Annotated in this window: 30 protein-coding genes; 7 read left to right on the top strand and 23 right to left on the bottom strand. The window is 72.0% G+C overall.

Annotated elements, in window-relative coordinates; translation table 11 throughout:
- Positions 1-33: 33 nt before the first annotated feature.
- On the top strand, positions 34-300 hold the full coding sequence (locus OG598_RS33390; RefSeq protein WP_091405397.1) for a hypothetical protein: 267 nt from the start codon (positions 34-36) through the stop codon (positions 298-300).
- Positions 301-464: 164 nt separating this feature from the next.
- Here the strand turns inward: OG598_RS33390 and OG598_RS33385 are convergent, their stop codons facing one another.
- Positions 465-1,010, bottom strand: a complete 546-nt coding sequence (locus OG598_RS33385; RefSeq protein ID WP_328652482.1) for a hypothetical protein — start codon at positions 1,008-1,010, stop codon at positions 465-467.
- Between the two features lie 141 nt (positions 1,011-1,151).
- On the opposite strand from OG598_RS33385, the gene OG598_RS33380 reads away from it, so the two are divergent.
- The gene (locus OG598_RS33380; protein ID WP_328652481.1) at positions 1,152-1,493 is read left to right on the top strand and encodes a hypothetical protein; all 342 of its coding nucleotides are present in this window, start codon (positions 1,152-1,154) and stop codon (positions 1,491-1,493) included.
- Between the two features lie 11 nt (positions 1,494-1,504).
- Here OG598_RS33380 and OG598_RS33375 read toward each other — a convergent pair whose 3' ends face one another.
- The 4 genes from OG598_RS33375 to OG598_RS33360 form a co-directional block, all read right to left on the bottom strand.
- Positions 1,505-1,972 (bottom strand): ribose-5-phosphate isomerase, encoded by a 468-nt coding sequence (locus OG598_RS33375; RefSeq protein WP_112584153.1) that lies wholly within the window; start codon positions 1,970-1,972, stop codon positions 1,505-1,507.
- A gap of 87 nt (positions 1,973-2,059) precedes the next feature.
- On the bottom strand, positions 2,060-3,259 hold the full coding sequence (locus OG598_RS33370; protein WP_328652480.1) for a DUF1015 family protein: 1,200 nt from the start codon (positions 3,257-3,259) through the stop codon (positions 2,060-2,062).
- 89 nt (positions 3,260-3,348) lie between these two features.
- Complete coding sequence (locus OG598_RS33365; protein ID WP_328652479.1) at positions 3,349-3,864, bottom strand: hypothetical protein; 516 nt, start codon at positions 3,862-3,864, stop codon at positions 3,349-3,351.
- 181 nt (positions 3,865-4,045) lie between these two features.
- The gene (locus tag OG598_RS33360) at positions 4,046-4,672 is read right to left on the bottom strand and encodes a mycothiol-dependent nitroreductase Rv2466c family protein (protein ID WP_328652478.1); all 627 of its coding nucleotides are present in this window, start codon (positions 4,670-4,672) and stop codon (positions 4,046-4,048) included.
- A gap of 221 nt (positions 4,673-4,893) precedes the next feature.
- Here OG598_RS33360 and pepN point away from each other — a divergent pair, with 221 nt between their 5' ends.
- Positions 4,894-7,443 carry an aminopeptidase N gene (gene pepN / locus OG598_RS33355; protein ID WP_328652477.1) on the top strand — a complete coding sequence of 850 codons (2,550 nt, stop codon included), beginning with the start codon at positions 4,894-4,896 and terminating at the stop codon, positions 7,441-7,443.
- Positions 7,444-7,614: 171 nt separating this feature from the next.
- Here the strand turns inward: pepN and OG598_RS33350 are convergent, their stop codons facing one another.
- The 14 genes from OG598_RS33350 to OG598_RS33285 form a co-directional block, all read right to left on the bottom strand.
- A complete protein-coding gene (locus tag OG598_RS33350; protein WP_091405419.1) occupies positions 7,615-8,022 on the bottom strand; it encodes a DUF5130 family protein in 408 nt (135 codons plus the stop codon).
- A complete protein-coding gene (gene ctaJ / locus OG598_RS33345; protein WP_428842198.1) occupies positions 8,009-8,323 on the bottom strand; it encodes an aa3-type cytochrome oxidase subunit CtaJ in 315 nt (104 codons plus the stop codon). Before ctaJ ends, OG598_RS33350 begins: the two co-directional genes overlap by 14 nt.
- A 57-nt stretch (positions 8,324-8,380) precedes the next feature.
- The gene (locus tag OG598_RS33340) at positions 8,381-9,844 is read right to left on the bottom strand and encodes an amidase (protein ID WP_328652476.1); all 1,464 of its coding nucleotides are present in this window, start codon (positions 9,842-9,844) and stop codon (positions 8,381-8,383) included.
- A gap of 180 nt (positions 9,845-10,024) precedes the next feature.
- Positions 10,025-11,026, bottom strand: coding sequence for an amidohydrolase family protein (locus OG598_RS33335; protein ID WP_328652475.1), 1,002 nt, complete (start codon positions 11,024-11,026; stop codon positions 10,025-10,027).
- Entirely contained in the window at positions 11,026-11,550 is a 525-nt protein-coding gene (locus OG598_RS33330) for a 3-hydroxyanthranilate 3,4-dioxygenase (protein ID WP_328652474.1), read from the bottom strand. Before OG598_RS33330 ends, OG598_RS33335 begins: the two co-directional genes overlap by 1 nt.
- Complete coding sequence (locus tag OG598_RS33325; protein WP_328652473.1) at positions 11,547-11,969, bottom strand: RidA family protein; 423 nt, start codon at positions 11,967-11,969, stop codon at positions 11,547-11,549. Before OG598_RS33325 ends, OG598_RS33330 begins: the two co-directional genes overlap by 4 nt.
- Positions 11,966-12,739, bottom strand: a complete 774-nt coding sequence (locus OG598_RS33320) for a 2-keto-4-pentenoate hydratase (RefSeq protein WP_328652472.1) — start codon at positions 12,737-12,739, stop codon at positions 11,966-11,968. Before OG598_RS33320 ends, OG598_RS33325 begins: the two co-directional genes overlap by 4 nt.
- Positions 12,736-13,857 (bottom strand): 4-hydroxy-2-oxovalerate aldolase, encoded by a 1,122-nt coding sequence (gene dmpG / locus OG598_RS33315; RefSeq protein ID WP_328652471.1) that lies wholly within the window; start codon positions 13,855-13,857, stop codon positions 12,736-12,738. The genes OG598_RS33320 and dmpG overlap by 4 nt, the downstream gene beginning before the upstream one ends.
- On the bottom strand, positions 13,854-14,789 hold the full coding sequence (locus OG598_RS33310) for an acetaldehyde dehydrogenase (acetylating) (RefSeq protein ID WP_328652470.1): 936 nt from the start codon (positions 14,787-14,789) through the stop codon (positions 13,854-13,856). Before OG598_RS33310 ends, dmpG begins: the two co-directional genes overlap by 4 nt.
- Positions 14,786-15,583 (bottom strand): 2-keto-4-pentenoate hydratase, encoded by a 798-nt coding sequence (locus OG598_RS33305; RefSeq protein WP_112584140.1) that lies wholly within the window; start codon positions 15,581-15,583, stop codon positions 14,786-14,788. Before OG598_RS33305 ends, OG598_RS33310 begins: the two co-directional genes overlap by 4 nt.
- Positions 15,584-15,603: 20 nt before the next feature.
- A complete protein-coding gene (locus OG598_RS33300; protein ID WP_328655510.1) occupies positions 15,604-17,085 on the bottom strand; it encodes a 2-hydroxymuconic semialdehyde dehydrogenase in 1,482 nt (493 codons plus the stop codon).
- Between the two features lie 23 nt (positions 17,086-17,108).
- Positions 17,109-18,446 carry an FAD-dependent oxidoreductase gene (locus OG598_RS33295; RefSeq protein WP_328652469.1) on the bottom strand — a complete coding sequence of 446 codons (1,338 nt, stop codon included), beginning with the start codon at positions 18,444-18,446 and terminating at the stop codon, positions 17,109-17,111.
- Entirely contained in the window at positions 18,443-19,720 is a 1,278-nt protein-coding gene (gene kynU, locus OG598_RS33290) for a kynureninase (RefSeq protein ID WP_328652468.1), read from the bottom strand. The genes OG598_RS33295 and kynU overlap by 4 nt, the downstream gene beginning before the upstream one ends.
- A gap of 14 nt (positions 19,721-19,734) precedes the next feature.
- Positions 19,735-20,637, bottom strand: a complete 903-nt coding sequence (locus tag OG598_RS33285; RefSeq protein WP_328655509.1) for a tryptophan 2,3-dioxygenase — start codon at positions 20,635-20,637, stop codon at positions 19,735-19,737.
- Between the two features lie 148 nt (positions 20,638-20,785).
- On the opposite strand from OG598_RS33285, the gene OG598_RS33280 reads away from it, so the two are divergent.
- The 3 genes from OG598_RS33280 (at position 20,786) to OG598_RS33270 (ending at position 22,719) form a co-directional block, all read left to right on the top strand.
- Positions 20,786-21,250 carry an Lrp/AsnC family transcriptional regulator gene (locus OG598_RS33280; protein WP_091405454.1) on the top strand — a complete coding sequence of 155 codons (465 nt, stop codon included), beginning with the start codon at positions 20,786-20,788 and terminating at the stop codon, positions 21,248-21,250.
- Positions 21,251-21,345: 95 nt separating this feature from the next.
- The gene (locus OG598_RS33275; RefSeq protein ID WP_328652467.1) at positions 21,346-21,870 is read left to right on the top strand and encodes a hypothetical protein; all 525 of its coding nucleotides are present in this window, start codon (positions 21,346-21,348) and stop codon (positions 21,868-21,870) included.
- Positions 21,871-21,882: 12 nt separating this feature from the next.
- Positions 21,883-22,719, top strand: a complete 837-nt coding sequence (locus tag OG598_RS33270) for a class F sortase (protein ID WP_328652466.1) — start codon at positions 21,883-21,885, stop codon at positions 22,717-22,719.
- 24 nt (positions 22,720-22,743) lie between these two features.
- Here OG598_RS33270 and OG598_RS33265 read toward each other — a convergent pair whose 3' ends face one another.
- The 3 genes from OG598_RS33265 to OG598_RS33255 are packed head-to-tail and all read right to left on the bottom strand — an operon-like array spanning position 22,744 to position 24,179.
- Complete coding sequence (locus OG598_RS33265) at positions 22,744-23,154, bottom strand: type II toxin-antitoxin system VapC family toxin (RefSeq protein ID WP_328652465.1); 411 nt, start codon at positions 23,152-23,154, stop codon at positions 22,744-22,746.
- Positions 23,151-23,429 (bottom strand): type II toxin-antitoxin system Phd/YefM family antitoxin, encoded by a 279-nt coding sequence (locus tag OG598_RS33260; protein ID WP_328652464.1) that lies wholly within the window; start codon positions 23,427-23,429, stop codon positions 23,151-23,153. Before OG598_RS33260 ends, OG598_RS33265 begins: the two co-directional genes overlap by 4 nt.
- Positions 23,430-23,453: 24 nt before the next feature.
- Positions 23,454-24,179, bottom strand: a complete 726-nt coding sequence (locus tag OG598_RS33255) for a MerR family transcriptional regulator (RefSeq protein ID WP_328652463.1) — start codon at positions 24,177-24,179, stop codon at positions 23,454-23,456.
- 96 nt (positions 24,180-24,275) lie between these two features.
- Between OG598_RS33255 and OG598_RS33250 the strand changes: the two genes are divergently transcribed.
- Positions 24,276-25,871: a DUF6194 family protein gene (locus tag OG598_RS33250; RefSeq protein ID WP_328652462.1), complete on the top strand. Its 1,596-nt coding sequence runs from the start codon at positions 24,276-24,278 to the stop codon at positions 25,869-25,871.
- Between the two features lie 15 nt (positions 25,872-25,886).
- Here the strand turns inward: OG598_RS33250 and OG598_RS33245 are convergent, their stop codons facing one another.
- Positions 25,887-26,423, bottom strand: a complete 537-nt coding sequence (locus OG598_RS33245; protein WP_030333470.1) for an HNH endonuclease — start codon at positions 26,421-26,423, stop codon at positions 25,887-25,889.
- Positions 26,424-26,617: the final 194 nt, after the last annotated feature.

Raw genomic sequence — 26,617 nt, 5'->3', positions numbered from 1 at the left:
TTCCGCCCGGTGCCTGGTGGGTAGGGCTCGTCCATGGACACGAACACGACGGCCCACCTGGTGGGCGGCCCCCGAGACGGCAGCACCCACGAGACCGGCAACGAGGCACTCGTCGAGGTGGAGATCGACGGCCTGATGCACCGCTACATCAAGACCACCAAGCAGCACGACGATGGTCGACCGCTCTACAACTACGACGGGGCGGTCGCCCCGGACGGCGGCGAGCCCGGCGTAGAGGATCCGGCCGCCCGGGTCGCGTCGCCCCGAGCCGACGCCGAGGGGCACGGCGGCACCCACTGACCGCCGCACCGTCGGGATCACGCAAGCCCACGAATGAGGTACCGGTCGGAGCGGCCGGCCACGGATGAACCGCGGCCGGCCGGGTAAGCAGCGACCTTGCCTGGTGGGGAGACGACCGGGTGCACGGGTGGGCGGTCCTGGACCGCCCGCCCGTGCACGACCGGTCAGTTCGAGGAGATCCAGTTCCAGGCCGAGACGACCCACTCGGTCTGCTGGAGCCACGCCACGCCGAGGCCGACGAGGAACACCGCCGTCGCCAGGTGCGCGCCTCGGGCGCTGCGCCGGACCCGGCCCAACTGCCGCTCCAACACCACCCGGCCGATCAGCCGGAACAGTGCGAACAGGCCGAGGGCCACCAGCAGGCTGAGCACCAGCACCAGCAGCGGGCCGCTCAGGTCACCCTGGCCGGACAGCGCCCAGATCCCCCAACACACGAACGCGAAAAGGCCCGCCGCCGCGCTCCATTCACCGCCGCGCCGTAGCTGCTCCATCCGCGAGCTGAGCGAGCGGCGGGGCGCCGGTTCACCGGGCCAACCGGTGCCGGTCGGTTCCTGCTCGACCACCGGGAACGGCTCCGTCCGCGGGGTGCGGCGCTCACCCACCGGGGCGACCCCCCGGCGGAACCCGTCACGCTGCGGCGGCACCCCGACGCCGGCCTGCGGTGGCACCTCCACGGTCCGTTCCGCCCACGGCTGCGTCTGGTCTGCCATCTCGTCCTCCCCCTGACCGACGGCAACAGCACCGCCTTGATTCGAGGGTAGCCAGCCGGCAAATCGATCGCCGACCCCGGCCGGGACGCGCGGCCCCCCGCGACGGTGCCGGATCGAACCCGGCCAGGGTACGGTCGGCTGATGGGTGACAGCGACCGACGACGGCGACGGCTGCGCCACCATGCCGACACCGAGACGGCCAGACCGGGTGCGGACGGCCCGACGATCAGCACGCCGGGCGTGCACGACGGTGTCGAGCCGCCGCCGCGACGCAGGAGCACGGGCGGCGACGAGCGCGACGGCGAGCGAGGGCTGCGCGGGTTGGTCGGTTCCGGCTCGTCCCAGGTGGGGCTGAGCGCCGCGCTACGAGCCCGGGACGCGGCCCGCCCCACCGACGACGACCTGGCCGAGGCCGAAGCCCGGGTGGTGGTCGTCCGGCGAAACTGGGTGCCCCGCGAGGAGCTGCCCCGCTCGCCGCGCTGAGCGCCGCACGGTCAGGGCAGGTCGGGCAGCTTCCGGGTCCGCTCGTACTCGGCCACCTGGGCGATCCGACGAGCGTGCCGCTCGTTGCCGGAGAACGGCGTGTTCAGGAACGCCTCGACGATGCCGGTCGCCTCGTCCAGCGTGTGCTGGCGGGCACCGATGGCGACCACGTTCGCGTCGTTGTGCTGACGGGCCAGCTGAGCGGTCTCGACGCTCCAGGCCAACGCGGCGCGGACGCCGGCGACCTTGTTCGCGGCGATCTGCTCACCGTTGCCGGAGCCACCGATGACCACTCCGAGACCCGTCTCGTCGGCCACCACCTGGTCGCCCGTGTGCAGGCAGAACGTGGGGTAGTCGTCGTCCGGGTCGTAGCTGTGCGGGCCGACGTCGACCACGTCGTAGCCCTGCATGGCCAGGTGGTTGGCCAGGTGCACCTTCAACTCGAAACCGGCGTGATCGGATCCCAGGTAGACGCGCATACCGGGCAGTCTGTCAGGCCGCGCTCGGGGACGTCACAGGGGCGGCGTCCCCGAGCCGGGTTCGTCACACGGTCGTGGGGATGAGGCTCAACGCGGCAGCTCGGCGACGACCAGACCGCCGCGCGCCTTCGGGGTGAACCAGGTGCTCTTGCGGGGCATCTTCTCCCTGGCCAGGTTGACGGCGACGAAATCCGCCACGGTCACCGGCGCGATCAGGATGGCCAACTCGGCCCGACCGGCGTCGACCTCGCCGGTGAGCCAGCTCGCCGGGTAGTCACCGCCGACGTAGGTGATTCGCTTGTCGCCCGGGTCCAGACCGAGCGCGTCGCGCAGCACCAGCCGCTCGACCAGGGCGTGGTCCAGGTTTTCCAGGCGGGCGGAGGCGGTGGCGGGCAGGCGCACCGCGTACCCCTGGCCGTCGAGGCGGAGATGCACGGTGCCGCCGGCCGCCGGGACCTCGACCGGGCCGTCGATCGGCTCGACCTCGGCGCCCGCGGCCCGCAGCCGGTCGAGCAGCTCGGCCGGGGTGGTGGTCAGCTCGCTGACCAGCCGGTTGTACGGCTGGATGTCCACCGACGCGGGGGTGGTGACCACGGCCAGGAAGCGCGGCAGCCCGCCGGTCTGGGCGGCCAGGCTGCGGTGGTTGCCGTCTGCGACGACCAGGTCCCCGCCGCCGGCGAGAGCGGTCAGCGTGGCCTGCTCCGGGCCGGGGCCGAGCAGCCAGATGGCGTGCGTGCGCCCCGCCTGGTCGGTGTCCGTCGCGGCGGGCGCGCCGGCCGTGTCGGTCGCCGCAGCGAGCGCGGCGTGCAGTTCGTCGCCGCGCCCGGTCTGGAGCAGGAGTACGGGTGAGAGCAGGTGGCCCAGCGCGTCGGCGAGCGCCACCCGCTCGCGCACCTTGGCGATGAAGACGTCCTCGTTGCGGATGACCAGGCCCGGCTCGTCTGCCCGGGTGGAGATCTGGTCGGTGTCCACCATCGCGAACAGCCCGTACGCCGGCTCCTCGCCGGGCGCGCTGATCCGGTAGAGCACCACCACCTGCTCGGCGGGGGTGTAACTGCCGTCGGCCTTGGCCTCGGCGAGGCGGGCCACCGCGTCCGGCAGCGCGTCGAGGAACGACGTGCCCAGGCTCTGCGGGGCGCGGTGCGGCATCTCGATGCCGAGAGCGCTGTGCGGGTTCGACTCGATGATCGCGGTGATCTCCGCGTCGTCGGCGAACTCGTCGTAGTTTTGCGCGCCGGTGCCGCCAGTGGTGACCCAGGCCCGGGAGATCGGATGCACGACCGTCATGCCCACTGACGCTACCGGCGACGGTGTGGCCGCCGACGGGGACCCGCGGGGCGTCCACCAGATGAAAGCACCCGGTGGGGCCCGGCAGGTCAGCCGGCGCGGTCGGAGGTGCCCCGGCGGTGCTTACCCGCGCTCACCGGCCCACCGTTGCCACGCCGACCGGCCCCGATCGGCCCGGCGTTCAGGGCGCGGCGGGGCGACGCGGGCGGCCCCGGCACGGGACGGTCGGGAGGAGGCGTGGGAACGGGCCGCGGGTTCAGCGGCGGCGTCGGCACCGGGCGCGGAGGAGCCGGCGCCGGTGGCGGAGGAGCCGGTTCAGCCGGTGCCGCCCCCGACGGCACCAGCGCCGGCGCTTCGATCGGCACCGGGTCGACGGACGACGGCAGTGGGTCGACCGCCCTGGGCGGGGTGAGCCGGGAGGTCACCGGGACCCGGGCCACGCCCACCACGATGGGCGGCGCGAGTAGATCCACCAGGTGGGCGGGCAGGTCCGGGCGGACCGTCGGCCAGCGGGAGTCGTCGACGGACCAGTAGTCCGCGCCGGGAGTCTCGATCACCCCCTGCCGGGTCAACTGATCGTCACCGGACGCACGGTGCTTGGCCATCGGGGTTTTCCTCCACGAACTGCGGCGTGCGGCCCTGCGGGTCGCTGCGGCGGACACCGAGGGAAACGACGCCGCCCGCCTCCCGGTGACGCCACGACCCTCCGCCGACCTCGGCACCCGACGAGAAACGCCCCCGTCCGCGCCACTGACGAGGCACGGACGGGGGCGCTGCGGTCGTCGCTCAGTCGAAGATCGGGCTCTGCTCGCGGGTGCGCTTGAGCTCGTAGAAGCCCGGAGTGCCGGCGACCAGCAGCACGCCGTCCCAGAGCCGGCCGGCGGCCTCCCCCTTCGGAGCCGGAGTGATCACCGGGCCGAAGAACGCGACAGGGGCGCCATCCGGGCCGGGCGCGTGCACGACCGGAGTGCCCACGTCCTGCCCGACCGGGCGCATGCCCGCCTCGTGGCTGGCCCGCAGTGCCTCGTCGTAGTCGGTGCTGTCGGCGGCCGCGGCCAGTGCCGGGTCGAGGCCGGCCTCGGTGAGCGCGGCCACGTACAGCTCCGGACCCCGCTCCTGCTTCTGCAGGTGGATCCGGGTGCCGAGCGCGGTGTAGAGCGGGCGCAGCACGTCATTGCCGTGCAGCTGCTCGGCGGCGATGCAGACCCGCACCGGGCCCCACGCGGTCTTCAGGAACTCCTTGTAGTCCTCGGGCAGCTCGTCCCGGCCGTCGTTGAGCACGGCCAGGCTCATCACGTGGAAGCGGATGTCCACATCTCGGATCTGCTCGACCTCGAGCAGCCAGCGGGAGGTGATCCACGCCCACGGGCAGGCCGGGTCGAACCACATGTCGGCGGTGACACGTTCGGTCACTGTGAGATCCCTTCACGACGGGTGGCGCCGACAGGTCGGCGTCTCAGGAGAATCTTCACCCCGCAGCGCATCGACCGGCACCCGAATGAGAGCGTGACCTCGGCCACCGCGGGCTGCCCGTACATGGAAGACTCGAATCGGGCCAGCCGTCACGAGCGGTAGGCGAACGGGCGCCGCCGGGCGTACGGCGACACGTGGGATGGAGACGAACAGTGCCGGGAGTGCGCAACCTGACGCAGGTCGAGGCGACCGAGCGGGCACGCCTGCTCAACGTGACGGGGTATGACATCAGTCTGGACCTGTCCAGCGCCGTGCTGGCGGCCGACGGCCGCACGTTCAGGTCGACGACCGAGGTCAGGTTCCGCTGCTCCGAACCGGGCGCGAGTACCTTCATCGAGCTGGCCGCCGAGTCGGTGCGGTCCGCGACGCTGAACGGCACGCCCGTCGACCTCGCCGACTGGTCCGCCGAGAAGGGCCTGACCCTGTCCGGGTTGGACAGCGACAACGTCCTGGTGGTCGACGCCGACTTCGGTTACTCCAACAGCGGCCAGGGTCTGCACCGGACGGTCGACCCGGTGGACGGCGAGACGTACCTCTACAGCCAGTTCGAGACGGCCGACGCGCAGCGGGTGTTCGCCTGCTTCGACCAGCCCGACCTGAAGAGCGTCTACACCTGGCACGTCATCGTTCCGGCGCACTGGCGGGCGGTCTCCAACATGCCGGTCCAGCGGGAGGAGCCGGCGGGCGAGGCGCTCAAGACGCTGCACTTCACCGAGTCGCCCCGGATGAGCACCTACATCACGGCGATGTGCGCCGGGCCGTACCACGAGGTGCGCGACGCGCACGACGGCATCGACCTGGGGGTGTTCTGCCGGGCGTCGATGGCGCAGTACCTGGACTCCGACGACCTGTTCCTGATCACCAAGCAGGGCTTCGACTTCTTCCACGAGAAGTTCGACGTGCGCTACCCGCTGCCGAAGTACGACCAGCTCTGGGTGCCCGACTTCAACGCCGGCGCGATGGAGAACTTCGGCTGCGTGACGCACGCCGAGTCGCACTACCTGTTCCGCTCGCAGGTCACCGACTTCGAGTACGAGCAGCGGGCCAACACGATCCTGCACGAACTCGCCCACATGTGGTTCGGTGACCTGGTCACCATGCGCTGGTGGAACGACCTGTGGCTGAACGAGTCGTTCGCCGAGTGGGCCAGCCACTGGTGCAACACCAACGCGACCCGGTTCACCGAGGCGTGGACGACCTTCCTGTCCATCCGGAAGAACTGGGGCTACCGGCAGGACCAGCTCTCCTCCACCCACCCGGTCTACACCGAGATGCCGGACATGGAGGCCGTGGAGGTCAACTTCGACGGCATCACCTACGCCAAGGGCGCGAGCGTGCTCAAGCAGCTCGTCGCGTACGTGGGTGAGGAGCCGTTCGTGGCCGGGCTGCGGGCCTACTTCGGCAAGCACGCCTGGGGCAACGCCACCTTCGACGACCTGCTCACCGAGCTGGAGGCCGCGTCCGGCCGGGAGCTGCGCAAGTTCGCCGCGCAGTGGTTGGAGACCGCGCAGGTCAACACGCTGCGTCCGGAGGTGACGATCGGGGCGGACGGCACGTACGAGCAGGTGCTGGTGCGGCAGGAGGCCCCGGCGGCGTACCCGACGCTGCGGACCCACCGCATCGGCGTGGGCCTGTACGACCTGACCGAGGGGCGGCTGGTCCGTCGGGAGCGGTACGAGGTGGACGTGACCGGCGAGCACACTGACCTCGCCCCGCTGCGTGGCGTCCGGGCGGCAGACGTGTTGCTGCTCAACGACGACGACCTCAGCTACACCAAGCTGCGCCTCGACGAGCGCTCGATGGCGACGGTGGTGCAGCACATCGGTGGTTTCGACTCGTCGCTGGCCCGCGCGCTCTGCTGGACCGCCGCATGGGACATGATCCGCGACGCCGAGCTGTCCGCCCGCGACTACGTGGCGCTGACGCTGAGCGGGCTGCCCGCGGAGACCGACATCAACCTGGTCACCGCCACCCTGCGGCAGGCGACCACAGCGCTCACCCTGTACGCCGACCCGGCCTGGGCGCCGACCGGCTGGGCCGACCTGGCCCGTACCGCCCGGGACGCACTCGCTGCCGCCGAGCCCGGCAGCGGGTTCCAGTTGGCCTGGGCCCGTGCGTTCACCTCGGCGGTCCGCTCCGAGGAAGATCTGGCCACGCTGCGCGGTTGGCTGGACGGCACCGGCATGCCGGCCGGGCTGACCGTCGACACCGAGCTGCGCTGGTCGGTCCTCGCCGCGCTGGTGGCCAACGGTGCCGCCGGGACCGCCGAGATCGAGGCGGAGCTGAGCGGCGACCGTACGGCCAGCGGTGAGCGGGAAGCCGCTTACGCGCACGCGTTGATGCCGACGGCCGAGAACAAGGCCGCCGTGTGGGCCCTGCTCACCGGCCCGGACGCGCTGCCCAACTGGCGGCACCGGGCGCTGTTGCAGGGCTTCGCCCACCCGGCGCAGGTGGAGCTGGTCACCCCGTATCGGGAGCGGTACTTCGCGGCGGTCGGGCAGGTGTGGGCCACCCGGGACAGCGAGCCGGCGCAGGAGTTCGCCCAGCTGGCGTATCCGACCTACCTGGTGGAGGACGACACGGTCGCGGCCACCGACGCGTGGCTGGCCGGTGACGGGCACCCGGCCCCGCTGCGTCGACTGGTGGCCGAGGGTCGCGACGGTGTGGTGCGGGCGCTGAAGGCCCGCGCGAAGGACGCCCAGAGCGCCTGAGCAGCGTTGTCCGGCCGGGGCCGGCGTGGGTGTGAGCCCGCGCCGGCCCCGGGTCGTTTTCCGCTTGTGAAGATCGTGCTCCACCATGGAAGTAGGGGCCTCAGCCGCAGCCGAGGCCCCTACTTCCTGGATCGGGCACGATCTTGCATGCCCGCGCGTCGTGTGTGCCGGTCAGCCCTTGCCGGCGTGGCTGGCGAGCTGGTCGAGGCCGTTGATGATGCCGCCGGCCAGGTCACCGCCGCTGAACGCGCCGACCATGGAGAGCGCGGCCAGCTTGGCGTACGTGTCGGGGATGCGCTTGCGGGCGTACCGCCCGGTGATGATCTCCAGTTGCCGCTGGTTGGGCGACACGGCGATCAGCACCGACTTGTCGGGCTCGGCGAGCTGACGGTGCAGCCGCTGGGCGTGCTCGCGGATCGGCTCGTCGAGACCACCGACGAAGACCGAGAAGACCAGGCCGGTGCCCTTGTCGGCCAGGCGCAGGGCCTCGTCGATGCGCAGCAGCTGGCGGGTCGAGAACGGCCCGTCGAGCACCTCGGGCGGATTTTCCGACCCGGTCTGCTTCTCACCAACGGTCACTTGCGCCTCCGGTTCCACCGGCCGGCGCCTCGACGCTGGCCTGCTCAAGCTTGTGGCTGGTCAGCGCGGGCGCCTGCGCCCCCGCCGTCAGCGCGGTGCCGGCCGAGTCGGCCAGCTGCTCCGGACGGCCCAGGAACCAGACCGGAGTGAAGTCGAAGGGCCGGCCCGGGCGGTAGCGCTTGGCGCCACCGCCACCGCCGGTGGCACCCCCACGGCTACCGGCGTACGACAGGCCGGCGATGACCAGCACCGCGGCCAACGGGATGCCGACGAAGACCAGCAACGTCTCGGTAACAGACAATCCCAACGCCCCCAGGCGGAAGAAGGACGACCTTGAACAACCGGGTCGGGTGGACGATCACGCTGCCGACCGCCCGACTCCGTCACCATTCACGTTAGCGGAGTCGACGGCCCGCCAGATTGCGGGGTGCCGATCCCATCCGTCACTGGAGTTCTCCAGTTGCGCAGCGGTAGCGATAAGCCGCGCGTCGTCGCCGTACCGGCCGGTGAGCAGCACCCCGACGGGCAGGCCGTCGGTCGTGGCGCCCAGTGGCAGGGAGACGGAGGGATCGCCTGTGACGTTGAAGATGGCGCAGTAGGGCGAGAACCGGCGTTGCCTGTCGAAGTCGGCGGCCGGGTCCGCGTCGGCGGTGAACCAGCCGACGGGCGCCTGCGGGGTGGCCAGGGTGGGACAGAGGAGCAGGTCGCAGCCGGCGGTGCGGCGGGCACCGAGGCGCACCTGCGCCTGCAACTCCCCGAGGGTGGCGGCCAGGGTGCCGGCGGAGAGTTCGGCGCCCCGGGCCCGGAGCAGCCGGGTCAACGGCAGCAGCTCCGCCTCCCGCTGCGGTGGCACCGGGGTGAGCGCCAGCACGTACCAGAGGATCTCGAACAGCGGCCACGCCGCCGGCCCGAGCGGCGGTGGCACCTCGACCACCTCGTGGCCGGCCGCCGCGAGCAGCGCGGCGGCCCGGTCCACGGCGGCCACGCAGTCGGGGTGCACCGGTTCGTCGGCGAGCATCGGCGTGGTGAACCGGCCGATCCGCAGCGGGCCGGGCTCGGCCCGGCGCGCGACGGCCAGGTAGCCGCCGGGCGGCGCGGGCGGCGGCAGGTAGGGCTCGCCGGCGACCGGAACGGCCATGACGTCGAGCAGCGCGGCGACGTCGGTGACCGTCCGCCCGAGCGGGCCGCTGGTGGGCAGGCCGAACGCGCCGGAGCCGATCGGCCCGCCGGAGACGAGGCCCCGACTGGGCTTGTAGCCGACCAGGCCGCAGAGCGACGCCGGGATGCGCAGCGACCCGCCGCCGTCGGACCCCTGGGCGACCGGGACCAGCCCGGCCGCGACCGCCGCCGCCGCGCCACCGCTGGACCCGCCCGCCGTGTACGCCAACTGCCACGGGTTGCGGGCCGGCGGTGCTACCCGGCCCTCCGAGTAGAGCGAACAGCCCAGCTCGGAGGTGGTCGTCTTGCCCAGGCTGACCAGACCGGCGGCCTTGATGAAGCGGACCACGTCGGCGTCGACCGGCGGGACGAAGTCGAAGAAGGCGGCCGAACCGAAGGTGGTGCGGACCCCGGCGGTGAGCGTCAGGTCCTTGATCGCGGTTGGCACGCCGTGCAGCGGGCCGCGCTCCTCGTTCGGCACCGCGTCGGCGGCGCGCGCGGCCTGCCGGGCGAGGTCCGGTGTGACGGTGACGAACGCGCCCACCGTGTCGCCGAGCGCCGCCACTCGGCGCAGGCAATGCTCGACCAGGTCGACGCTGGACAGCTCGCCGCGGGTCATCGCGGCGGCCTGTTCCAACGCGGTCAGGTCGTGCGGCTCGGCCATGCCGTCATCCTGCCGGCAGTCGGTCGTTCGCGCAGCCGACACGCGCCGACGACCGGAAACGGACCAACCGGGCGCCCGCCCGTCCGCCCGGCCTGCCCGGTCTGTAGATCTTGGACAGTTTCCGTCAGCGCCGGACGGAAACTGTCCAAGATCTGCTCACGTCGAGAGCTAGGCGGACGATCAGCCGTGCAGGAAACGGAGGGCGTTGGTCGACAGGAGCTTGTCGCGCTGGGTGTCGGTGAGGAAGTCGGCCGCGTGAACCACAGCGCCGGCCGGCCGTTCGCCCAGCGGGTACGGGTAGTCGCTGCCGACCAGCACCCGATCCTCCCCCAGGGTGTCGACAAGCAGCCGCAGCGCGGGCGGCGCGAACACCACCGAGTCGACGCTGAACCGGTCGAGGTAGCTGCTGGGCGGACCGGCGGACGCACCCCGGACCAGGTCGCCGCGGCGGTGCCAGGCGTTGTCGGCGCGGCCCAGCCAGAACGGGAAACTGCCGCCGCCGTGCGCGAAGCAGATCCGCAGCGTCTCGGGCACCCGGTCGAAGACACCGCCGAGGATCATCGCCAGCACCGACAGGTGCGTCTCGGCGGGCATCCCGGTGAGCCAACGGGCCATCCAGCGGTCCAGTCGCGGCCCGCCGGGCATGTCCCACGGGTGGACGAAGACGGGTGCGCCCACCTCGGCGCAGTGCTGGAGGAAGGTGACCACGCCGGCGTCGTCCAGGTCCCGGTCGCCGACGTGATTGCCGATCTCCACGCCCACGTGCCCGGCGGCGAGGCTGCGGTCCAGCTCGGCACAGGCGGCGTCCGGGTCCTGGAGCGGCACCTGGCAGAACGGCACCAGTCGGTCGCCACCGGCCGCGGTGACCTCCAGGGTCAGGTCGTTGAAGATCCGGGCGACCTTCACCGCCTGGTCGGCCGGGCGGTCGTAGCTGAAGAAGACCGGGGTGGGCGAGACCACCTGCACGGCCACGCCGTCGGCGTCCATGTCGGCCAGCCGGCGCGACGCGTCCCAGCACTCGGCGCCGACCGGGCGGAACTCCGTCTCCCCCACCATGATCATGGCGGCACGTTCGGAGTCGACCCGCAACCACGGCCAGCCGGACCCGCCGCACGCCGCGCCGAGGTCCGGCCACCCCTTCGGTACGACGTGCGTGTGCACGTCGACAACGCCTGCGGGCATCAGCCCTTGCCCGGGTGCAGGGTGCCGCAGTCGGCGCAGGTGCGCGCCTGCTCGTCGGCGTAGAACGCCTGGAACACCGGGGGCAGATCGGCGGCGATGTCGCGGACCTGCAACTCCACCTCGTGCACCTTGCTGCCGCACTCCGGGCAGTACCACTGGAACGTCTCCAGCGTGCCCTCCTCGCGGACCCGCTCGACGACCACACCGATGGAGCCGGCCTCCGGCCGCTGCGGCGAGTGCGGGGTGTTACGCGGCAACATCCACATCTGACCCTCGCGCACGTGCACCGTACGCGGCCCTTCCGGGGTGACCAGGTTGATGTGCATGTTGCCAGTGACCTGGTAGAAGAACTCCTCGTACGGGTCCACGTGGAAGTCGGTGCGCTGGTTGGGCCCGCCCACCACCATCACGATGAAGTCGTCCCCGCCGGGGAACATCTCCTTGTTGCCCACCGGGGGCTTCAACAGGTGCTGGTTGTCGGCGATCCAGCCCGGAAAGCTGAACGGCTCGGCGATCTCACTCACGACTGACCTCCCGAGGGAAGAAGGGCCACGGCCTGGATTTCGATCAGCAGGTGCGGATGCGGCAGCTGGTGCACCGCCACCGTCGTACGGGTCGGTCCGGAGGCGTCGAAGAACTCGGCCCACACCTCGTTGTAACCACCGAAGTCGTTCATGTTGACCAGGTACGTCGTCACCTGCACCAGGTCGGTGAGGTCCGCGCCGACCGAACGCAGCAGATCCCGCACGTTCTCGATGACGGCCCGTGTCTGCGCCCGGATGTCGAGGTTGGTGGTGCCGAACCCGTCCACCTCCACACCGGCGAAGGTGTTGTCCGCGCGCCGCGACGACGTACCGGAGACGAAGACGAACCCACCGGCGACCTTCACGTGCGGAAAAGCCCCCCGCGGGACGGCCTTCCCGGCCACCACCCGGGCGGTCACGACGACGCCCGCAGCGAGGCCGTGCCGAGCTTCTCGACGACGGCGCGGACGTGGGCGCCGGGACGCAGCGGAACAGCGGCGGTGGCGGCACCGGCCAGGAAGACCCAGCCGGACTCCAGCCGCACCCCGTGCCGGCCCGCCAGCCGGATGCCCTCGTCGAGCGCCCGGCGCGGATCACCGAGGATCGCCGCCGTCGAGCCGACCTGCGCCACCCGCCCGTCGACCTCCAGCAGCACGCCCAGGTTGTCCAGCCCCGCCGGCACCGGCGACCACTGCCCGATCACGAAGGCGGCGGCCGAGGTGTTGTCGGCGACCACGTCCGGCAGCGAGAACTGGAAGTCCGCGTACCGGGAGTCGATCAACTCGATGGCCGGGGCGACGGCGCGGACCGCCGTGGCGAAGTCGCCGACCGGCTCGCCCGGCTCGGGCAGCCGGTCCAGCAGGAACGCCACCTCCGGCTCGACCCGGGGATGGATGTACGCGGCCGGGTCCACTGTGCCGCCGTCGGGCACCCGCATCGTGTTGGTGAGCCGCCCCCAGATCACCTCGTCCACGCCGACCTGGGCCATCTTCGCCCTGCTGGTCAGCCCCATCTTCAGGCCGACCAACCGCTCACCGGCGTTCAGCCGGCGTTGCAGCAGCGCGGCCTGCACGGCGTACGCGGTGTCCACGTCCAGGCCGGTCTCGGCGGCGAGCTGCGGGATCGCGGTGGCCGTGTCGGCCGCCGCGCCCAGCTTCTCGGCGATCCCGACGATGTCCACGCCGATCATGCTGGCCCACCCTTCGTTCGCGACTGCGGGGCTCGCAAGCCCGGCTCACTCCTCGCGCTCACGGCCTCCTGGTCGGCCAGGTCGAGCGCCACGTCCACGATCATGTCCTCCTGGCCGCCGACCATCCGGCGGCGGCCCAACTCGACCAGGATCGACCGGACGTCCACGCCGTACTTCGTGGAGGCCCGCTCGGCGTGCCGCAGGAAGCTGGAGTAGACCCCGGCGTACCCCAGGGAGAGCGTCTCCCGGTCCACCTGGACCGGCCGGTCCTGGAGCGGGCGGACGATGTCGTCGGCGGCGTCCATCAGCGCGAACACGTCGCAGCCGTGCTTCCAGCCGTGCAGCTCGGCGACCGCGACGAAGACCTCCAGCGGGGCGTTGCCGGCGCCCGCGCCCATGCCCGCGAGGGAGGCGTCGACACGGACGGTCCGGCCGTGCACCGCGTCGGGGCCGACCGGGGCGGACCCGGTGACCCGGCCGTGCTCGACGGCGAGCACGCTGTTGGCGACCCCGAGCGACAGGTTGTGGTGGGCGTGGATGCCGATCTGCGTCTCCGGGGCGAGGACCTGCCGGTACGCGTCGACCCGCTGCGCCACGTCGGACATCAGCAGCCGGCCGCCGGAGTCGGTGACGTAGACGCAGTGCGCCCCGTACGACTCCATGAGCTTGGCCTGCCCGGCGAGCCCGGCCGCATCGTTCATATGCGACATCATCAGGAACCCGGCCACGTCCATGCCGTTCTCCCGCGCCCAGGAGATGTGCTGGGCGGAGATGTCCGCCTCCGTGCAGTGGGTGGCGATCCGGACGCTCGTCACCCCGAGGGCCTTCGCGGCCTTCAGGTCGGCGATCGTGCCGATGCCCGGCAGCAGCAGGGTGGTCAGCTTCGCAGTGGTCAGCACCTCGGCCGCCGCCGAGATCCACTCCGCGTCGCTGGCGGCGCCGTGGCCGTAGTTGACGCTGGAGCCGGCGAGGCCGTCACCGTGCGCCACCTCGATGGCGGCCACACCGGCGGCGTCCAGCGCGGCGGCGATGGTGCGTACGTGGTCGACCGTGTACTGGTGGGCGATGGCGTGCATGCCGTCGCGCAGCGTCACGTCCTGGATGTACAGGTCGGTCATGGCGCGGCCACCTCCGAAGAACGCAGGGCGACCAGCCGCTCCGCGGTGCGCAGCGCGGCGGAGGTCATGATGTCCAGGTTCCCGGCGTACGCGGGCAGGTAGTGCCCGGCGCCGGAGACCTCCAGGAAAACCGACACCTGCAGGGCGGTGAGCCGCCGCCCGAGCGTCGGCAGGTACGCCTCGACAGTGTCGAACTGCACGTCCTGCTTGAGCCGGTAGCCGGGGACGTACTCCTGCACGGCCGCCACCATCTCGGCGACCGAGGCGGCGATGGCGTCGGCGTCGGCGTCGGCGTCCGGGCAGAGGCAGTAGACGGTGTCCCGCATCAGCAGCGGCGGGTCCGCCGGGTTCAGCACGATGATCGCCTTGCCCCGCTCGGCACCGCCCACCACCTCGATGGCGCGGGCCGTGGTCTCGGTGAACTCGTCGATGTTGGCCCGGGTGCCCGGGCCGGCGGACTTCGACGCGATCGAGGCGACGATCTCCCCGTACGCCACCGGGGTGACCCGGCGTACCGCGGCGACGATCGGCACCGTCGCCTGCCCGCCGCACGTCACCATGTTGACGTTGGGCTGGTGCAGGTGCTCGTCGAGGTTGACCGGCGGCACCACGTACGGGCCGAGCGCGGCCGGGGTCAGGTCGACCACAGTGCGGCCGTGGGCGCGCAGCACCTCGTCGTGGCGTCGGTGCGCGCCGGCCGAGGTGGCGTCGAACACCAGCTCGACGTCGGCGAACTCGGGCATCGCCACGAGCCCGTCCACGCCGTCGGCCGTGGTGGCGACGCCGAGCCGGCGAGCGCGCGCCAGGCCGTCTGAGGCCGGGTCGATGCCGGCCATCGCCACCATGCGCAGGCTGTCGCTCAGCCGCAACACCTTGATCATCAGATCGGTCCCGATGTTTCCCGATCCCAGCACCGCCACGTTAGTGGTCACTGCCCGCCCCTGTCGCTGAAGGATGTCCGAACCGAGCCGAGCCCGGAGATCCGGGCCTCGTACGCGGCCCCCGGGGTGACCGGCACCATCGGGCCGAGCGCCCCGGAGAGCACCACGTCCCCGGCGCGCAGCGGGTCACCGGCGCGGGCCAGGGTGCCGGCCAGCCACTGCAGGGCGTGCAGCGGGTTGCCCAGGCAGGCGGCGCCCGCGCCCACCGAGACCGGCTCGCCGGCGTGCTCCAGCACCATCCCGCACAGTCGCAGGTCGACGTCGGCGAGCCGGCGCGGCGTGGTGCCGAGCACGAAGAGCCCGCTGGAGGCGTTGTCGGCGACGGTGTCCACGATGGAGATGTCCCAGGCGGCGATGCGCGAGTCGACGATCTCGATCGCCGGCAGCACGTGGTCGACCGCGCGGATCAGGTCGACGGTGGTGAGCTGCGGGTTCGGGAGGTCCTTGTCGAGCACGAAGGCGATCTCCGCCTCCACGCGGGGCTGGAGCAGCCGGTCGATGGGCACCTCGACCCCGTCGCCGACCGCCATGGCGTCGGTCAGCATGCCGAAGTCCGGCTGGAACACCCCGAAGGTCTCCTGCACGGCCCGGGAGGTCAACCCGATCTTCGCGCCGACCCGGCGTTCGCCGCGGCCCTGCCAGGCCCGCGCCTGGAGTTGCTGCACCCGGTACGCGGCCTCGACGTCGCCCTCCGGCAGCAGCCGGCCCCGAAGCGGCGCGCACGGCTTGCCGGTGCTGCGGGCGTCGGCCAACTCCCGGTTGGCGGCCTCGATGTCAGCTTCCATGCCCGCTCCCTCGCTACGGCTCACGACAGGTCCACGCAGACGTTCGTGAGTTCGGAGTAGAAGTTCAGCGAGTGCACGCCGCCCTCGCGACCGATCCCGGACGCCTTCACCCCGCCAAACGGGGTCCGCAGGTCACGCAGGAACCAGGTGTTGACCCAGACGATGCCGGCGTCGAGCCGGGCGCCGGCACGGTGCGCGACGCCCACGTCCCGGGTCCACACGGTCGCCGCCAGGCCGTACTCGGTGCCGTTGGCGAGGGAGTACGCCTCGTCCTCGGTGTCGAACGGCGCGACGTGCACCACCGGGCCGAAGATCTCCTCCCGGTTGGTGCGGGCGTCCGGGCCGAGCCCGGTGAGCACCGTCGGCTGCACGTACGACCCGCCGTCGCGGGTGTCGCCGAAGGTGGGCGTGCCGCCACCGGTGAGCACCTCGGCGCCCTCGGAGCGGGCCAGCTCGTACGCGCCGAGCACCTTCGCCCGGTGCTGGTGGGAGATCAGCGGCATGGTGGCGGTGGCCTCGTCGGTCGGCCAGCCGTACGCCAGCTCGCCGGCCCGCTTCGCCAACCGGGCCGTGAACTCCTCGAAGACCGGACGCTGCACGTAGATGCGCTCGGTGCAGAGGCACACCTGCCCGCCGTTGGTGAAGCTGGACCGCACCGAGCCGGCCACCGCGGCGTCCAGGTCGGCGTCGGCGAAGACCAGGCCGGCGTTCTTGCCGCCGAGTTCGAAGCTCACCGCCTTCACCCCGTCGGCGGCTGCTCGCATGATCGCGCCGCCGGTGGCCGACTCGCCGGTGAAGGTGATCGCGTCGACGCCCGGGTGGCGGGTGAGGAACTCGCCCGCCGAGTCCGGCCCGAACCCGTGCACCAGGTTGAACACCCCGGCCGGTACGCCGGCGGCGGCCATCACCTCGGCGAGCACCGTCGCCGAGGCGGGAGTCTCCTCGCTGGGCTTGACCACGACGGCGTTGCCGCAGGCAAGCGCCGGAGCCACCTTCCAGGTGAGCAGCAGCAGCGGCAGGTTCCACGGCACGATGACCGCTACCACTCCGACCGGCTTGCGCAGCGCGTAGTTGAGTGCCCGACCACCGGTCGGGGTGACAGTCGTGAACGACTCGGTGGGGGCGGTCGCCACGATCTCCGCGAACGCCCGGAAGTTCGCCGCGCCGCGCGGAATGTCCAGGGTGCGGGCCTGGGCGATGGACTTGCCGGTGTCGGCGACCTCGGCGGTGACCAGGTCGTCGAAGCGGCGCTCCAGCTCGTCGGCGACGCGGCGCAGCACCTCGGCGCGCTCGCGCTCCCCCATCCGGCCCCACGGCCCCCGCAGCGCCGCCCGGGCGGCGGCCACCGCGTCGTCCACAGTGGACCGCGACGCCTCGTCCACCTCGAAGACCTGCTCCCCGGTGACCGGGCTGGCCTTGGCGAACGTGTTTCCGCCGTCGACGAACTCGCCGGCGACGAAGTTGCGCAACCGCCGCGGACCACTCGGCGCGTGGCCGGCCATCAGCCGCGGATCCCAGTTGCCGGTCATGCCCGCCTCCCTCGGCCCAGTGCCGCACCGACCGCGCCGACCAACAGCAGCGCGGCCCCGCCGACGACCGCCCCGAGCACCCGGTGCTGTCGGCGCACCCGGCGGCGCACCTCCGCGTACGGGGTGGTGGAGAACGACACCAGCTCGTACTGGGAAACGTACCGGCCGGGCAGTGCCCGTTCCAGTGCGTGCTCCACCCGCCGCCGGGTCTGGAAGACCGGCGAGGCGACCTTGTCCCGCATCTCCACGAAGTTGGTCAGCGCCATCGTCGCGATGGCCTCGGCGTTCTCCTGTCGGCGCCGCTGGAACAGCGGCAGCGCCGCCAACCAGTCGTCGGCGCACTCGTCCAGGCAGCGGTCCAGCTCCACCACGTCCTCGAAGGCGCAGTTGGCACCCTGGCCGTAGAACGGCACGATGGCGTGCGCCGCGTCGCCGAGCAGGCCGACCTTCCCGTTGACCTGCCACGGGGCGCAGCGCACGGTGCCGAGCACGCCCACCGGGTTGTGCTGGTAGTCGTCGACGAGGTTCGGGGCCAGCGGGACCACGTCCGGGTAGTGCTCGGTGAAGTGCCGTTCGATCTCCGCCGGGTTGGTCAGCGAGGCGAAGCTGCCGGCGCCGTCGTTGGGCCAGAACAGCGTGCAGGTGAAGGAGCGGTCCGGGTTCGGCAGCGCGATCATCATCGAGGTGCCGCGCGGCCAGATGTGCAGCGCGTCCGGGTCCAGGGCGAAGTCCCCGCCCAGCGGCGGAATCGTCAGCTCCTTGTAGCCGTAGTCGAGGAAGTCCACGCTCTCGTCCAGCAGCCCGTACGCCAGCAGTTGCCCGCGCACCGCCGAGCCGGCGCCGTCGGCGCCCAGCACGACCGACGCCTTCGCCGCGACCGGGCCCTGCGGAGTCTCGAAGCTCAGGGCGCCGTCGGTCGGGTCGAGCCCGACCAGCCGGTGGTCGAAGACGACCCGCACTCCGGGCAGCGCGGCGGCCTCGTCCAGCAGGGCGTTGTTCAGCGCACCCCGGCTGATCGAGTTGATCGCCCGGTCGCCGGCCGCGCTGTACGACTGGAACTGCTGCTCGCCCTCGACCGGGTGGATCATCCGGCCGCGCATCGGCAGCGCGTCGGTCATCACCTGCTCGGCCAGCCCGATGCGGCGCAACGCGTCCAGGCCCCGCTCGGAGAGCGCCAGGTTGATCGAGCGACCGCGTTCGGCGGTGCCGGCGCGCGGGTCGGAGCGGCGCTCGTAGAGGGCCACCGGGTAGCCACGCCGGGCCAGGAAGCAGGCCGCCAGACAGCCGGCCAGCCCGGCACCGATGATCGCGATCTCGTCCCGCCGCGCGGTCATGAGCTCGCCCCCACCGTCGCGGCGAGCGCCGCGGCGGCCCGCCAGCAGTCGAGGTACGTGGAGTACAGCGGCACCGGGGCGAACCGCACGACGTCGGGTTCGCGGGCGTCGGCGATGACGCCGTGTTCGTACCGTAGGCGTTTGGTCAGCTCGGCGGCGCTGCCCGAGCCGATGCGCACGGAGAGCTGGCAGCCTCGGCGGGCCGGGTCGCGCGGGGTGACCACCCGCAGCGGCCGGCCGACTGTCACCTCGTCGAACAGTGACTCCAGCCAGCCGGTGAGGCGCTGGCTGCGCGCGCGCAGCGCGGTCATCCCCACCGCGTCGAACAGCTCCAGCGAGGTACGCACCGGGCCCATCGCGAAGATCGGCGGGTTGGAGATCTGCCAGGCCTCCACTGTGGCCGGCGGCCGGGACACCGGCGTCATCTCGAACCGGGTCGCCGCAGCGGTGCTCCACCACCCCTCGAACCGGGGCAGGGTCTCGTCGCCGAGGTGCCGCTCGTGCACGAAGACGCCCGCCAGCGCACCCGGGCCGGAGTTCAGGTACTTGTAGGAGCACCACGCGGCGAAGTCGACGTCCCAGTCGTGCAGGGACAGCGGCACGTTGCCGACCGCGTGGGCCAGGTCCCAACCGACCACCGCGCCGGCGGCGCGGCCGGCAGCCGTGATCGCCGGGATGTCCAGCAGCTCACCGGTGAGGTAGTTGACCCCGCCGAGCAGCAGCAGCGCCACCCGGTCGCCCTCGGCGGCCAGATAGTCGGTCACGTCCTCGGTGCGCAGGGCGTCCTCACCCGCGCGCGGACGCAACCGGACCACGGTGTCGTCCGGGTCCAGGCCGTGGAACCGGGCTTGGCTGCGCACGGCGTAGCTGTCCGAGGGGAACGCGGCGTCCTCGATGACGATGCGGGTGCGCGCGCCGGCCGGTCGGTAGAAACTCACCATCAGCAGGTGCAGGTTGACAGTGAGCGAGTTCATCACCACGGCCTCCGCGGGCCGGGCGCCGACCAGTCGCGCGGCCGGCCCGGTCAACAACTCGTGGTACGGCAGCCAGGGGCGCTCCGCCTCCAGGTGCCCCTCCACGCCGAGCCGCCCCCACGCGTCCAGGTCGGCCAGGAGTTCGTCGCGGGTGGCCCGAGGTTGCAGGCCGAGCGAGTTGCCGGCCAGGTACGCCGACTCGGGGTGGTCGCCGCCGTCGGCCGGCGGCACGTGGAACAGGTGCCGGTGACCGGGGTCGGTCTCGTCACGGCGATGCGCTTCGTGTTCTGGGGTGTGCATGTCTCGCTCTCCGGTCACATCGCGGTGCGGGCCGACCACAGCTCCGGGAAGACCACCCGGGCCATGCTGCGCTGCAACCACGCCAGGCCGGCGGAGCCTCCGCTGCCGACCTTGGCGCCCATCGTCCGCTGCACCGCCTTGACGTGGTTCCACCGCCAGTCGCCGAACTCCTCGGCGACAGCGCTCAGCGCCTCGCCGAGCAGCCGCAGGTGATTGTCCGGGCTGGCGTCGTCGTAGATCCGTACCCAGGCCGCCTCGACCAACGGGTGCGGGTCGTGTTCGACGGCCACGTCCCGGTCGAGCAGGTCGGCGGGGAGGTCGAAGCCGCGCCGGGCGAGCAGCGCGAGCACGTCGTCCCAGAGGCTCGGGGTGGACAGCGCCGCGTTCAGCTCGGCATGCACCTCGGCCTGCCGGCGGAACGGGCGGATCAGCGTCGGGTCGCGCAGCCCGAGCAGGAACTCCAACTGCCGGTACATCGCCGACTGGAAGCCGGAGGCCTCACCGAGCAGATTGCGGAACCTGTTGAAGTCGGCCGGGCTCATCCAGCGCAGGCCCTGCCAGGCGGCGTTGAGCCCCTCCAGGTGCAGCTTGGCGCGGCCCAGCGGGGCCAACGCCTCCCAGATCTGGTCGGCGCGGATCAGCCGCTGGGTCTCCCGCAGCTCGTGGCAGGTCAGCCCGAAGTACAGCTCCATGATCTGGCTGACCATCAGGAAGGACATCTCGCCCGGGTCGCTGCTGAGCGGGTGCTGCATCTTGTGCAGGGCGCTGGCCTGCACGTACGCGTCGTACGGCACCATGTCGGCGAACTCCAGGGTCGGCTCGCCGCCGGTGCGCTCCGCCTGCGCGGCACGCTGCCCGGGGGTCACCGGTTGCACCGTGGCACGGCGGTTCGGCGCCCGCCGCTCCGTCTGATCCACCATCTCGTCTCCCTCCCCCGGACTAGCCGACGTCATGATCTCGCGGTCGGATCGGCCTACGGAATGCCGAATCAACGGCTCTCGCCGGCTTCTCCTGGCAAACCAAAGGCAACTAGGCGAAGTCGGTTCACGAAAGTAAGGTCTGAGCGTGGACGACATGGACTGGGCGCTGCTGCGCGAGTTGCAGGCCGACGCGCGGCTCTCCTTCAGCGAGTTGTCCCGGCGGGTGCACCTGTCGCCACCGTCCGTCGCGGAGCGGGTCCGCCGGCTGGAGGAGGCCGGAATCATCACCGGCTACCACGCCCACGTCGACCTGAGCCGCGCCGGCCGTACCGTGGTCGCGCTGATCCGGATGTCCTGCTACGGCGCGCGGTGCATCCTGCACGACCCGGCGGTGGCCGACTGGCCGGAGATCCTGGAGATCCACCGGATCACCGGGGACGCGTGCAGCGTGCTGAAGGTGGCGGCCGGCTCGATCGGCGCGTTCGAGGGGGTCATCGACCGTCTCGCCCCGTACGGCCAACCGTCGAGCACGATGGTCCTCTCCTCCCCACTGAACTGGCACCCCGTCACCCCCCTGCCCGCCACCGGGCCCATCCCCCGCCCGCGCTGACCCCGCCCACCCCTCGGGTTTGCCCCCGCGCCAGCGGGAAAGCAGCGCGTGCCCAGGGGAGGGTTCCGGCGGTCGTCGCCGGTTGGGGGGAAATCATGCAGGCAATCCGCACGATCAACCGCGCGCTCTCGTCCGCACTGACACTGGTGGGGCTGGTCGGGGCGTTCGTCCTGTTGTCGGTCGCGCCGGCGCGAGCGGGCGAGAACGTCTTCGTCGAGGTGACACCGAACAGCGCCCAGGCCGGCAGCCGCGTCAGCATCAAGGCGAGCTGCGACAACGACAACAACAACAGGCAGTCCAGCGTGCACTCCGACGCGTTCGGGCACGTGCAGCTCAAACCGGACAAGGGCTTCCTGACCGCGCAGGCCACCATCGCGAGGGACAAGCCGGCCGGTGACTACCCGGTCGACCTGCGCTGCGAGAACGGTCAGACGTCGTCGACCACGCTGACAGTGCTGAACATGGCCTCACCCAGCAAGGGCCCGGCGACCGGTGGCGGCGGAATGGCCGGCGGGCGCGGCACCGGCTCGCTGCTGGTGCTCGGTGGCGTGGCGTTGGTGGCCACAGCGATCGTGCTCGGGATGGCCGGCGGCCGACGTCGACCGGGAGCCGGCTCCTGAGCCGGATCACCCATGACCCGCAGATCCGCGCGTGCGCGGCCGAACCGCCGCGCCCGCCTCCGGGCCGGGCCGGCGCTTCGCGCGTCCGGCCGGCTGGTGGCCCGCGTCTCCGGACGGCTGCGCCGGGTCGCCGGGCAGGCCGTGTCGGCCAGCGTCACCACCACCGACCCGGCCGCCCGCCCGCTGCCGCCGCGGCGCCCGGCCGGGCCCTCGTCGGCCCGACACCGGTTCGCTACGAGCCCCGGGTTGCCGGTGCTGGCCATCGCCGCGCTGATGGTGCTGATCGTGGCGATGCTCGGCTTCGAGCAGGTGACCGGAATGAGCCTGCTGCCGGACCGGCTCAGCGCCGGACTGCGACCGCCGCCGAAGAAGTTCCCGGTGCTGCCGGCCAGCCAGCCGACCAACCTCGCCATCGAGAAGATCGACGTGCGGGCGCCCGTACACGAGGTGGGTATCGCGCCGGACGGCACGATCGCCGTGCCGGACGCGGCCCGCGCCCAGGAGGCCGGCTGGTACGACCAGGGGCCCACCCCGGGCCAGTACGGCCCAGCCGTGATCGTCGGGCACGTCGACACCACCAGCGGGCCGGCGGTCTTCCACAAACTCCGCGAGTTGCGCTCCGGTGACGAGATCGAGGTCACCCGCACCGACCAGCGGGTGGCGGTCTTCGAGGTCAACTCGGTGGAGAAGTTCGACAAGGGCCGCCTGCCGGTGGACGAGGTGTACGGCGACTTCAGCCGCCCGAGCCTCCGACTGATCACCTGCGGCGGCCAGTGGGTCGGCGGCGAGACCGGCTACGCGGACAACGTGGTGGTCTTCGCCTCGCTGGTCGAGGCGCGTGCCGGGTGAGGGCAGGCAGATCGGAACTACAGGTCAGTTCTGGCCTGGGCTTGCCACGGGCAACCCTGCGGCCTTGGCACAGTCGAGCAGTCGCCGGTCGTAACTGACGAATGCGATGAGTGTCGTTCCCGACTCGTTTGTCAGAACCTGGGCCGTGGCAAGGTGGATGGCGTCGAGGCTGCGTAGCGTCGGCTCGGCGAATGCAGCTGCGGTAGCGCGGACAGTGCTGTCGATCTCCAGCCGGAAGAGGCGTCCGACGGCAGCCGGCACTCCGATCAACGCTTGCGGGGCTGATCGGCGCAACGCTCTGGGCACCTCAACCTCGACGAGGGCGGAGGAGGCCAGCGGGACGTCTCCGTGGCTGTTGAGCCAGGAGACGAGGTCAGCGGTGCACTCCTCCTGCCGAACCAGCTTGACGACGGCGGCGGAGTCGAGATAGATCACCAGCGCTCCTCGTCCCGCATCTCGGCGAGCGTCGCGGCGGCGTCCACATCCTCAGCGCCAAGCTTGGGCGGAAGCGGAACAGGACCACCGCCGGTTGGAGGGACTGCCCGCCCCGCCGCCACAAGCTTGGCCAGCACCGACCTGTCGTCGCCGACCGGTACGAGTCGGGCGACGGGGCGCCCGCGGTCGGTGATCTCGACCGTCTCGCCACCACTCACCCGAGCCAGGACCTGACTCGTGTTCTGGTTCAGCTCTCGGACCCCGATACGCTCCACGAACACAGTGTAGAACTAAATGTTCTACACGGCGAGGCTACTCGCCTCGCTGGTCGAGGCGCATTCAGGCGGCTGACCGGCGTCGACGTATTCGGCGAGCCGGGCGGCACCGGTGAGCATGGCCCGGCCTCGCTCGGTGAGCCGTTGCCGCCACTGGCGCAGCGAGGCGGCGAGCGGTTCGGCGCCGCCGGCGTCGCGCACTCGACGCAGCACAGCGGCGATGTGGTCGAGCCGGTACCCGCCGCGGCGCAGCAGGTGGGCCAGTTCGGCGTCCCGGACGTCGTCGGGGAGGTAGAGCCGGTAGTGGGTCACCGGATCACGTACCGGTCGCAGCACCCCGGCCCGCTCCCACTTGCGCAGCGTGGCCGGCCGTAGACCGAGCCGGTGAGCCAACACGCTGATCGGCACGGCTTTCTGGCTCTGCGGTTGCGGTCTCGTTCCGGTGAGCGTCGCCACCGCCGCCTCGACCGCGTCCAGGGTTTCCCGATCGCGCTGGAGCAGCGCATGCCCCTGGTCGATGGTGCGCAACGCCGTGTCGATGTCACCCCGGTTGACGGATCGCATGATCTCGCCGCTGGCCGCGTAGCCGTGGCCCGGGATCAACGCGAGGTAGGCACGCAGCGCCTTGACGTGCAGCTCGGTGAAACGACGGTAGCCGTTCGGAGTGCGCTGGGCGGGCGGCAGGACGCCGTCTCGTTCGTAGTTGCGCACGGCCTGCGCGGAGAGGGCGTGGGCGCGCGCGAGATCCACCGGTCGGCGTACCTCTGGGTTTGAAGGTTTTGGGGCTGCCACCGCGCTCCGCCGCTCGTGAGTCTCAACCGCTGGTTCAACGATACGGTTCATGGAATGCCATCTTTTCTCGACCTGCTGGCGGTATCCCCCGACCTGCTCGCGCTCGGCGAACCGACGCACGGCGAGTCCGCCTTCCTCCAGCTCCGCAACGAGGCCTTTCTGTCGCTGACCGAGCACGGCTACCGCTCGATCGCCGTGGAGAGCGACCGGGCGGCCGGGCTGATCGCCGACGACTTCGTGCAGGGCGTCGCCGCCGTGACGCTCGACCGGGCGCTCGCCGAAGGGTTCAGCCACGGATTCGGGGCAGCCCCGGCCAACCGCGACCTGCTGCTGCGGATGCGGGAGTGGAACGCTGGACGGCCGGCCGCCGAGCGCCTGACGTTCCACGGCTTCGACGCCCCGGTGGAGCTGGAAGCCGCTCCGAGCCCGCGCCGGCACCTCACCCAGGTCTGCCAGTTTCTCGACCTGGACCGGACTGCCGAGATCGACGACCTGATCGGGGACGAGGTGCGGTGGAGCGACACTGCCGCGATCTGGGAACCCGGCCGATCGGTCGGGCGCTCGACCGACGCCCAGCGACTGCGGGTGCTCGCCGACGACCTGCTCACCGAGCTGTACCTGCGGGCGCCGGGAAGGTCAGCGGGCTGGGCGGCGGCATTCGTGCACGCCACTGCCGCTGTCGCGTTGCTGCGTTACCACGCCGCGGCCGCCGCACCACTGGCCCAGAAGGAACGCTTCGCCCGCCTGGCCGCGGTCCGGGACGCGCTGATGGCCGAGAACCTGCTCGCGATCCGATCGGCCGAGGCACACCGCGGGCCCACACTGGTCTTCGCGCACAACACGCACCTCCAGCGTCACCTGAGCACGATGACGCTGGCCGACACGCAGGTGTCATGGGCCGGCGCCGGCGCCATCATCGCGTCGCTGCTGGGCGACCGGTACGCGGTGATCGCCGGCAGCCTCGGCGCGAGCCCGGCACTCGGCATCGGGCCACCCGCCCCCGCCACCTACGAGGGTCGACTCCAGCAGGAGACCAGCCTTCCCCGGTACCTGCCGACGTCCGACATCGGAGCGGCCGAGCAGCGGACGCACGACTATCGCTACTTCCCCCTGGACCGGGCCACCATCGACCACGCCGACGCGGTCCTGCACGTTCCGACCGGCGTCGACACGGCAGTGCTCGCCGATCGGATCGCCGCACTGCCCGGCGTCGAGCAGGTCGTGGCGAGCGAGGAGAACGGATCACCCGAGGCGGCCTGGGGCGACCGGTTCTTCTTCGTCGGCCCGGACCGCCGCCAGCCGTTCACCACCATCGTCGAGCACGACGTGCCCGGCTTCGACGAGGCCGCACAGCTAGACCGCCCCGGCGTCTTCCGCCTCAACCTGGACCTGGGCCGGACCAAGTTCGAGCGGCTGTTCGGCTTCCCACCCAAGGCATTCGAGGAGCACCGGCACGAGTTCGACTTCGCCCGACTGGACACCCTCGTACCGCACCCGGGCTACGCACAGTACGGCTTCGCCAGCATCGTCATGCCCGGTCCGCACCTGCTGCCCGAGATCGACCGGCTACTCGCGATCGCGTACCGCCGAGCTGTCGACCGCCACGAACGCGCAGCGCGCCGGGCAACCCGCCCGCAATCCGGAGCCTGACCACGCCCTGCGGGGTCAGGCGGCTGCCTCTGGCTCCCGCAGGTCCAGCCAGTCGGCCCAGCGGGGGTCGGGGGCGCGGTGGCCCAGCACCCGCCAGGCGGTGCCCTTCGGCGCGGCCGGCAACGCGTGCAACCGCCACCCCATCTCGGCCGGGGTCTTGTCGCCCTTGGTGTGGTTGCACCTGGCACACGCGGCGACCACGTTCTCCCAGGCGTGCCGGCCACCCCGGCTGCGCGGAAAGACGTGGTCGATGGTCTCGGCCGGGCCCCGACAGTAGGCGCACCGCCACCCGTCGCGGGCGAAGATCGCCCGGCGGGACAGCCCGACATGCGTTCGGTACGGCACCCGGACGAAGCGCGTCAGCCGGACCACTGATGGGACCGGGAGCGCGTCCCGGGCGCTGTGCAGGATGCCGTCACCATCGGCGACACAGACCGCCTTGGCGGAGAGGACGAGGATCGCGGCGCGACGCACCGACACGACACACAGCGGCTCGTAGGTGGCGTTGAGGACCAGCGCGCCGGAGCCCACCGTGGGTCGTATGTCAGGCATCGCGCTCACCCTCCCGGTTCAGCGGCTGCTGGGGACCGCCGCCGACCGGGGCCGGGCACAAGGGCCCACACGGTCGACGCCGGGCCGATCACCGACGTCCGTTGCGCCAATAGTCCCTGATCGGACCCCGGATTGCACGTACTAATCTCTCTTCTGGTAAGCGGATCACCCACGCCGGGACGGGCAGCTGCTCC

This window comes from Micromonospora sp. NBC_00330, assembly GCF_036136635.1.
Classification (GTDB): domain Bacteria; phylum Actinomycetota; class Actinomycetes; order Mycobacteriales; family Micromonosporaceae; genus Micromonospora; species Micromonospora salmantinae.
The sequence above is the reverse complement of the archived record's forward strand: the minus strand, read 5'-3'. Positions and strand labels throughout refer to the sequence as shown.